This window comes from Streptomyces sp. NPDC002809 (assembly GCF_040295435.1).
Classification (GTDB): Bacteria; Actinomycetota; Actinomycetes; order Streptomycetales; family Streptomycetaceae; genus Streptomyces.
The window spans coordinates 1-9,080 of record NZ_JBEOVJ010000146.1 but is presented as its reverse complement, the minus strand read 5'-3'; the positions used below and the strand labels follow the sequence as shown (position 1 = coordinate 9,080).

General features: G+C 68.0%; 5 protein-coding genes and 3 pseudogenes. 3 read left to right on the top strand and 5 right to left on the bottom strand.

The genetic code is table 11. The features are described 5' to 3' along the window. The first annotated feature begins 1,245 nt into the window (after positions 1-1,245). Together ABT025_RS38740 and ABT025_RS38735 are read left to right on the top strand one after the other, a co-directional pair. Complete coding sequence (locus tag ABT025_RS38740) at positions 1,246-1,722, top strand: DUF4262 domain-containing protein (protein ID WP_351003447.1); 477 nt, start codon at positions 1,246-1,248, stop codon at positions 1,720-1,722. 531 nt (positions 1,723-2,253) lie between these two features. After that, positions 2,254-3,370 (top strand): annotated as a pseudogene (locus ABT025_RS38735) (IS630 family transposase). On the opposite strand, the gene ABT025_RS38730 reads toward ABT025_RS38735, so the two are convergent. Further along, complete coding sequence (locus ABT025_RS38730) at positions 3,371-3,610, bottom strand: hypothetical protein (protein ID WP_351003445.1); 240 nt, start codon at positions 3,608-3,610, stop codon at positions 3,371-3,373. It lies immediately after the preceding pseudogene. Positions 3,611-3,746: 136 nt separating this feature from the next. Between ABT025_RS38730 and ABT025_RS38725 the strand changes: the two genes are divergently transcribed. After that, positions 3,747-3,962 carry a hypothetical protein gene (locus ABT025_RS38725; protein WP_351003444.1) on the top strand — a complete coding sequence of 72 codons (216 nt, stop codon included), beginning with the start codon at positions 3,747-3,749 and terminating at the stop codon, positions 3,960-3,962. Positions 3,963-4,003: 41 nt separating this feature from the next. Here ABT025_RS38725 and ABT025_RS38720 read toward each other — a convergent pair. The 4 genes and pseudogenes from ABT025_RS38720 to ABT025_RS38705 form a co-directional block, all read right to left on the bottom strand. Continuing rightward, positions 4,004-4,844, bottom strand: a pseudogene (locus ABT025_RS38720) (IS5 family transposase). A 340-nt stretch (positions 4,845-5,184) separates the two neighbouring features. Continuing rightward, positions 5,185-5,730 carry an SMI1/KNR4 family protein gene (locus tag ABT025_RS38715; RefSeq protein ID WP_351003442.1) on the bottom strand — a complete coding sequence of 182 codons (546 nt, stop codon included), beginning with the start codon at positions 5,728-5,730 and terminating at the stop codon, positions 5,185-5,187. A gap of 1,008 nt (positions 5,731-6,738) precedes the next feature. Beyond that, a pseudogene (locus tag ABT025_RS38710) lies at positions 6,739-7,294 on the bottom strand (GNAT family N-acetyltransferase). Positions 7,295-7,593: 299 nt separating this feature from the next. Next, entirely contained in the window at positions 7,594-8,688 is a 1,095-nt protein-coding gene (locus tag ABT025_RS38705; RefSeq protein ID WP_351003441.1) for a DUF4037 domain-containing protein, read from the bottom strand. Between the last annotated feature and the right edge of the window lie 392 nt (positions 8,689-9,080).

The window sequence follows — 9,080 nt, the reverse complement described above, 5'->3', positions numbered from 1 at the left end:
CCGGGCGCTTCCCTTCGGTCTTGCGTTTCCGACTCTATCAGACTCTTTCGTGTCCGATTCCCGGTCGAAGCGGGCCTCGCATTTTCGCTTTCCAGTTCTTCGCTTTCGCGCTTTCCCTTTCCAGCGAGCTCAACTCTACCAGAGTATTTCGGGCCTGATTCCCACTGCCGAATCGTCCATGACGACCCGTCGGCCGGCTGACGCCGCCGTGAGATCGGCCTGCTGACGATACGTCACGCGAGGCCGCCCGGCCCCGGCGCTCCTGGCCGACCTGTGCAGCAACGATACCTACGCCCAACTCGCCGACGGATCCGGGTCCCGGGTTCGCCACGGTGTACCGGTGCAGCCACGGGCCCGCAGGGGCCTTGGCTGCGGTCACCGAGCCATCGATGCGCTCCTCGGCGGCCGGTGGCCTCCGGTCGGGGCTGCGTGAGCCGTCCTCCGCGGGTGACGACGTTGTGCGGTCATACCTGGCGTACGACACCCATCTGGTCACGGCGTCCGGACGATGGCGGAGTGTCGGTCCGGACAGAAGCGCTGCCAGAGGCCCTGGGCGGTCCACGACCGTACGGGTGCGCTCCGAGGTCGGCAGCCGCTGCGGCGCCCGGTGCAGTGATCTCACGGATGTGGTCGCGGGCATCACATGGAGTCGACTGTTGAAGGGGACGTGGTCCGGGAGGCACCATCCGGCCGGCCACATGCTCCTCACCCGTGTTGGGGTGGAGGACGCCGGTTCGGATCGACTTCCGGGATCGGCTGAGCCTCAGAGGCGACGGCAAGGCGGTCCTGGAGGTCGCCGGCACTCTCATCCTGCTCGACCTCGCGGACCCGTCACCACCCGTTGCTGTCAATGACATGGGTCGAGGTCCGTGCGGCAGGGAACAGCGTCTGCCTGCGCCCTACGGGCCGTGATCGACGGAAACGCGAATTCTCTGCGTCTCACCGCGCTCGTCCCATAGCCCCGGCGCGGTAGCGGAGCTCCTCACTGCGCTCTCAGCCGGCCGAGCCGCCCGCCCCGCCCCGGCCAGTGCGGGCCCGGGTGACCACTACAGCCTGATCGTTCCTGACTCCGGATACGACGCTGCTCGCGCTACGGAGATCACGCCTCGCTGCCCGGCTCCGTTCGCGATCCCCCGCTGCCCGACTCCAACGCTCGTCTCGTAGCCTCCGCGCATGACTGACGATCCATTCCAGTGCCGCTGCGTCCTCTGTCATGACTACGGTGACCGGAACGAAGCGGACCACATGGATCTGGCCGTCATCGAGAATGTGCAGCTGCACGGATGGCACGTCGCGATGGTTCCCGAGGACGAGATCGGCCCTGGATTCGCCTACACGATCGGCCTGTCCCACACCCACGGCGCACCCGAGCTCGCCGTGTTCGGGCTCGATGTCCACGTCATGCACCGCATGGTCAACGTTCTCGGAGCGAAGTCCGCCGCGGGCGCCGTACTGGCTGAAGGCCAGAGGCATCCTGACGTGGTCGTCGGACGCCAAGTCGCTCTCAGGCAAGTCGATCTTCGCTGGTGCCGGACGTTCTTCGGGCAGGCCATGGGGTTCTACCGGCGGCCTCCTCTTCCCCTGCTGCAAGTTACGTGGCCCGACGTGGATGACCGTTTCCATTGGGACGAAGGGGCTGGGCAGAGGCATCGGGAGTCACAGCCTCAGTTGTGGCTGCCACCGAGTGAGCACCCCGCCGGGATCTGGACGACCGAGCTCTGACCTCGAACGTGCCGCCCAGCGGCACAGCAACACCGTCACGGGGAGCTGCTGGAGCGGCTGGAGCTGCTGGAGCCAGATCATTCTGCGGAGTAGCGCGAATCCGGCTCGGTCGCAGAGCTGTGCCTCGATCCTCTCGATGCGGGCACGGCACCTGCGGTGCTGCCGGAGCTCCAGGTCATGTCCGATGGGTCCGCAGAGTGACCTTTGGCCGGCTCCTGAGGTGCGGCGCCATGGAGAACCAGCTCACCCATGAGGCCAGTGACTTCATCAATTTCCGGAACCACGACCTCCGGGATCCGAGGTCTCACGGCTACGGGTGGGTCGACATCAAGCATCTGCGGATCCCAGCCGAGTCCGGCGAAGCTCACGAACTGCTCGCGGCGCTCATCGGGCATGAACAGTTCCGGGACGACTACGCGGGCGGTGGAGTTCTGTCGGAGGGATCTAGTGCTCTGACCGGGTTGGTTCGCCGGGTTGGTGGTCGAGGCAGTTGGATATGCGGTGACGTCCGATCCGACCGGTGGAAGTGCGGTGGCCGAGCCTGTCCGTGTGCGCAGATTGACCGACCAGGAAGGGCAGAAGCTGCAGCAGATCGTGCGCCGGGGCAGCACCAGTTCGGTACGCTACCGGCGCGCGATGATGCTGCTGGCCTCGGCTGGCGGGAACCGCGTCCCAGTCATCGCCCAGCTAGTTCAGGCGGACGAGGACACGGTCCGCGACGTGATCCACCGGTTCAACGAGATCGGCCAGGCCTGCCCGGACCCTCGCTGGGTGGGAGGCCGTCCCCGCCTGCTCAGTCCTGAGACGAGGACTTCGTCGTCGCGACGGCCGTCACTCGCCCGACCAAGCTCGGCCAGCCCTTCACGCGCTGGTCGATCCGCAAACTCGTCATCTACCTGCGACATGTTCACGGCCGCGTGATCCGGATCGGCAGGGAGGCGTTACGGTGCCTGCTCACCCGCCGCGGCGTCACCTTCCAGCGCACGAAGACCTGGAAGGAATCCCCGGACCCGGACCGCGACGCCAAGCTCGACCGGATCGAGCACGTCCTGGACCGCTTCCCCGACCGGGCCTTCGCGTTCGATGAGTTCGGACCCCTGGGAATCCGCCCGCCGGCGGCTCGGGCTGGGCCGCCTCCGGACACCCCGAACGGCACCCCGCGACCTACCACCGCACCCACGGGGTCCGCTACTTCCATGGCTGCTACTCAATCGGCGACGACACCCTGTGGGGCGTCAACCGGCGCAAGAAGGGCGCCGGCAACACCTTGGCCGCGCTCAGATCGATCCGCGCGGCCCGCCCGGACGGCGCCCCGCTCTACGTGATCTTGGACAACCTGTCCGCCCACAAGGGCGAGAAGATCCGTACCCGGGCCAGGAAGAACCGGGCCGAGCTGTGCTTCACCCTCACTTACGCATCCTGGGCGAATCCGATCGAGGCGCACTTCGGGCCGCTGCGGCAGTTCACCGTCGCCAACTCGAACCACCGCAACCACACGGTCCAGACCAGGGCTCTGCACGCCTATCTACGCTGGCGCAACGCCGACTCCCGCCACCGCGATGTCCTGGCGGCCGAACGCCGCGACCGCGCCCGGATCCGCAGCGAGAAGGGGATTCGCTGGGGCGGACGCGCCCGGATGGCAGCCTGATCATTCGCTGACGTTCATCGTCGCGCACCCCGCGACGCCCAGTTCGGACAGCACGCGCTGCAGTCGCTCCAGAGCCACGGCAGCGTCCAGACTCTCCGCGACTTCAAGGTCGAGGTGGCAATGGCCCATGCCGCTGCCCGCCCCCGTGACCTCGCCGTCGAGCTCGAACGCCGCTTCCAACGCCTCCTCGACCTCGTCACGGTCGATCGGCAGCGCCGCGAAGACGATCTCCACAAACACCACAGTCCTCCATCTCAACCCGGCGAACCATAGCGGTCACAGCACTAGGCACGGCCCGTATTGGCTGAGGCTGGTCACCCCAGGCGCCTACGAAACCGTCAGTCGGGAGACGAGCGCGAGCGTCCTGTGGGGGTGGGTGAACCAGTTCGAGGACGTGCCCGCCAAGCTGGGGGCGGATCTGCAGCAGGAGGTGTTCGATCGCTTGTCGGCGGCCGACCACATCTACTGCCTGAGCGGTCTCGGGGACGAGGCCATTCATGACTGGGGGCGTGTACACGAGTACTTCCACGAGTTCGTGCTCATCGACCGCTCAGCTGGACGAATCACTCTCCTCATCGCGGCTGACGACTGAGTCGATCGGCAAATGGCTGCCGTGGAAGGGCATTCGCCGGATCAGGGGCGGAGCCACAGGCGAAGCGCGGCCAGAGTCACCGTGCCGTGGAATACGTAGGCTCTTTTGTCGTAGCGAGTCGCCACGGCCCGGGATCCTTTGAGTGCGTTGATGCACCGTTCGACCTCGTTCCTACGGGCATACCGGGACTGGTCGAAGGCACTGGGGCGACCGCCTCGGCTCCCACGTCGTCGGCGGTTGGCTCGTTGGCCTCGATGCTCGGGGACCGTGTGCTGGATCTGCCGTCGTCGCAGGTACTGGCGGTTTCGACGCGAGCTCTATGCCTTGTCCCCGCATGCGTGGTCCGGTCTCGTACGTGGGCGGCCCCCGGCTGGACGCGGAACGCGAATGCGATCCAGGACTGTGACCAACTGCGGGGCGTCACCCCACTGCCCTGCGGTTGTCAGGACTGACAGTGGACGACGGCTCCCGTCCCTGGCCAAGTGAATCTTCGTCGTCAGACCACCCCGCGAGCGGCCGACCGCTTCGTCAGAGCGATCCTCCGCGGGGCGGCGGCGTCGGCCCGGCACGCGGGCCGGACAGCGACGAGCCACGGCGGCATGCTGGTGAGCTCGGCCCACCGTGGAATCCACGCTCACAACACTCCAGTCGATCCGGCCCGCGGCATCCGCGGCAGCGAGGACGGCATGCAAGATCGTCTCCCACATGCCATTCGGCCGACTACCTGCGATGACAGTCATGAACCGTCTGCCACTTCCCGAAGCGAGCTGGCAGGTCCCGCCAAGGCAGGCCGGTCCGCAGCCGGAAGAGAATTCCATTGATCACGCGCCCCAAGTCCCGGACATGTCCGCCGGCCCTGTCCAGTTCGGCGCAGCGGGCCAGAACATCCTTCGGGTCTGCGCGGTCCTCCTCGCTCAACGCGGGGGAGTGAAGGGCCAGCCAGCTGATCACCTGCCGCGCCGGCGGCAGCCGAGGTAGAACGTGCAAGGGTCCAGCCTGCTGGACCGGGGCCGTTCCCCGCGGACGGTGTTCTGCCGGCGTGCGGCAGTCGCCTACCGGGGCACGTGTTGAGGCCCCGTCCCAGGGGGTTCCGCAGGAAGTCGCGGTGGGAGGCGACGCCGGCGTGGTATCTCACGCGATTCCCCGTCGGCAGCGTCAGCTTCCCCACCCAGACGTTCGAGCCCGGATGCCCTCGCAGCGCATCGGGCTCCGTGCGGGTGGGTCAGCCCCACCAGCCGTCGCCGGCGTGCCAGCGCTGCACCCACTCCAGGAAGCCGACCGCTTCCGGCATGGGATACGGGTAGGCGCCGACGTCACTGACGAGCCAGACCTTGCCGCGTTGGGGACCGGTCACCACCAGGACCCAGCAAGAGGATCCGTCTTCGGCGCCGAGCACGATGGAGCCGTGGTCGTAGACGGCGGCAACGCGCTCGTGGTGGTCATCGGCGAGGGGCTCGCCTTCCCAGGCCCAGACCTCCTGGAGCGGGAACGGGGCGGCAGGATTCCGGTCTTCCTGTTCGTGCCAGTCCGGCGGGAGCCAGCCGAGGGGCAGGAGGCCGCCGTCTTCCGGTGGTCCGAGGGATGACCCGTTGGTGATCTCGGCGATCAGGCTCCGGTACGGCTCCGGAATAGCGACCTCGTGCTCGGATTCCCACGCCGAAACACCATCGTGCCCAAGCGCCGGCTCCCGCCACTCCGGTGCGAATGCGGAGCGCAGGAACTCCAGGGTGGCCTCATCAGGGCTTTGATCAGGTGATGTGGTTGTCACGGCAGCATGCTGGCAGAAGGGTCTGACAGAGCCGCTGCGAGGGCATCCGGGCTCAAGCATCTGCGTAGGGAAAATGACGCCGCGGCTGGGGACGCGTGATCGTCGGCAGCCGGTCGCCACAGACCGGCCCGGGCCTCTGCGCAGACGGAACCGGTCAAGGACTCGAAGGGCTTCTGAAGCACCGCGCCGGGCCCCCTCGGCCGGGGCCCCCGCCTGATCCCGCAGATGACCTCCACGCCGGGATGGCGGATCAGCCGTGCAGCCGGCGGGCCGGCTCCGCTCATCGGGAACACGACGATCACGCGGTCATCCTTCCCGCGCCGAATCCCGGAGGGGAGGCCGGCCGAGCGCCGGCCAACCCGGCCAGGGCGTGGTTGAGCCGAGTGGTGAATCGTGCGTACGAGGCGGCCGGCCGGGAGAACGGACCGGTGAACGTCCGGCGTGGGCAGAGCACCGACCCGAGACGACCCGCACGTGAGGCGCCGGGCCGTCAGCCGAATTGCAAAGCTCTGCGCAGCGAGCGGAAGGTTCTTCCGCCCGCGTTGGCAACGGTCGTGGGTTCGGTTCGAAAGGCAGCCGCAGTACGGACATGCCGCCCTTGCCGCGCAGCCTCTCCCCGCCATCTCCGCCGTGCCGAACGCGGCCGCGACCCGCCTCGACATCCACATCGTCGATCCCATCGGGAACCAGCAAGCTCCGGAACGGCGCCTCGGTCTGCGTGACGAGCGCCGTCACCGTCCACGGCCGACCCCAGCAGCGACCGGCATGTACCTGAAGGAGCGTCACTTCCAGCCGCAGGACGACAAGACGTACGCCGTCTCACGCACGCCCGTCTCCTCCGTTACCTACTCGACGAAGCCTCGCCGTACGTCGACCACCCGAGCTCCCCGGCTTCCCCCGGCAAGCCTGAAGCGGCACACCCGCAAGCAGCGCACACGAACGGGTGGTGTGGGGGCGCCCCGTGGTCCCGCGGCCAGGCGGTACCACCGGCTCGGTTCATCGGCTGCTTCAGCGCAGGCCGAGGAGCATCACGTCGTGGAGGTCCGCGCCTGTCCCCCATGGCCGCGCCTCTCCGATCTTGCGGCATCCCACGCACGGTAGGCAGCCGTCGCCGCCCTGCTGCCCGGGTGGACGTTCAACAGCACACGCTCCGCCCCAATGTTGTCGAGCAGCACCTCGTGCAGACGCCGCGCGATGCCCTGCCCGCGCCACGGTCCGCGCACGGCCAGTTCCATCAGCCCGACGGTGCGGTGCCCGTCCTCCCGTCGCAGGCCGTCGGACACTGGCTCGGTCAACTCGTCCCACCAGCCCGTATCGGGGTCGAGTGGGTAGCCGTACGCCATGCCGACAGGCTCGCCGTCCTCGGTACAGGCCAAGGCGGCGCGGAAGGAGCACTTGCGCGCCTGGGCAGGAAAGCGGCGGAAGGCGGCGGCAACGTCGTCCTCGGTCTCGTTGTGAGGAGGTCGGCGAACGCTTCGGCGTAGACCAGCCTGAACGCGTCCTCGACCCGCGCTGCGGCTGCCCCATCCACGCGCGCCACCTCGGCGGTCCCCCACTGCCTCATGTCATGCCCCTCGTACGGTCTCGCGGACGCGCTCGCCACGCTCACGGACCCGCGGCGCTCAGTCCCGGGACCATGGCTCGCGCAAACTCCCGGATCGTACCCAGCAACCGCAGGTCAGGCATGCCACCGCATGCGTGGTCGGCACTGGGGCGGTGGCCACCCTCAAGCTCTCCGGGCAAGCCCCGGTCATGTACCTCCCAGGGAGCCGAACGGCGCTGCGGCGTCGGATAGGCGGGAGCACGGTTCCCAGCAACACGATCTGTACTTCACGGGCTCGCTTCGCCGGCGGACTCGAGGTCTCAAGGGGCGAGCAGACCGCTGGTGGCAGCGCGCGTCAGTACCGGATCGCTGAGAACGTCCGTGCTGTCGACGAACTGGTCGACGGTGCCCGTCATCGGCAAGGAACTGATGTCAGGGTCGGTGATGCGAGTACTCAGCGCCGCGGTGAAGCGATCCGCGTGCAGGACCTGAAATGGTCTGGTGTGGTAGGGCCGCGTGGCCGGGTCGACGGGATCGGTCAGGCCGAGTTGGTTGTGTACCGCCGCGACGGCCTCGTAGGCGCGGGCCAAGTGGTCTTCACGGGTGTGCCAGTCGGTGGCGGCCAGGACCGCGGTGAGTACCGGGGTGAGGGCGGGTGCCTGGGGAGTGCGGGCGAAGGCGCTGCCGAGCCATTTGCTGTACGGCGGGTAGCGGCGCTCCATGAGCAGGCAGAGCCGCATCAGATCGCGGACCAGGCGGGCTGCGACGACAGCGGAGCCGAGTTCGTCGCCCACTTCGCCACAGCGGCCGACGAAGGCTTCCTCCTGGGAGACGCGCCGCCACTGGCAGGCAAGCAGGTGGAGCCAGAGATCGTGGGGGTACCAGTCCAGGCCGGCACGGGCTGGTACGAGTTCACCGAGCCCGTCGTGGAAGACGGCACCGGCAGTGGCCTCGGCGAGGAGCTGAGTCGGGGTGGCCAGCCAGTCCGCCAGGGTGATGCCGGTACGCGGGTCGAAGCCCAGCTGCGCGGTGAACCAGGCGCCTGGCTCCGTGACTTCGACTCGGTGGTGAACCGGCCCGTCAGTTGTCTGCATGACTCGGATGTCTGCTTCGCCGGCGGATGCGAAGTGTGTCGGGTAGCCGCGGAAGGTTTTCGGCAGGCGCTCGGAGAGCAGTGCAGTAATCCTCGCGCCGTGCCGTGGGACATCCTGCGAGTGCAGAAAGATCTGCAGGCGGGGCCCCCATTCGTGGTCGGCGGAGCGGGCGGTGTCGAAACCGAGAACTTCCGAGCCGCTGCCGAGGCGGGCAGCGGAGTGCGTCACCCCGGGGGCAGCCTCCTCCAGCAGAGGCCGCACGGCTTCGAGGTAGAAGTGGCGGGAGAGTTCCAGTCCGGGGATGAAGGACGATGTCGTCATGATGCAGAGGGTGCCGGATCGGCACTTTGCCGGTCGAGGGCTTTTCCCGTCCGGCAGGCCGCCGTTGACTGCATGTGCTGATGGTCCGATTCGCTGCCTGCGTCCATGTCCGTGGTCGGCCGGCCGACCAGGTCCGGCATCGGTCAGCAGCAGGCTGCTGAGTAACACCCGTCAGCGCATCAGGAGCTGCGCGCCGCGCAATCGCGGTGGTGACTGCCGCAATGGAGGGGATTGATCTGACCGGCCTTGAGTGGCGGGAGGACTCATGCTCGTTCTGGTGGCCGACCTCGATGACTTCTGGTCCGGAACGCAGAAAAGCCCCGTGCCACAAGGGCACGGGGCTTAACTATCAAAAGGAGTTCGGCGGCGTCCTACTCTCCCACAGGGTCCCC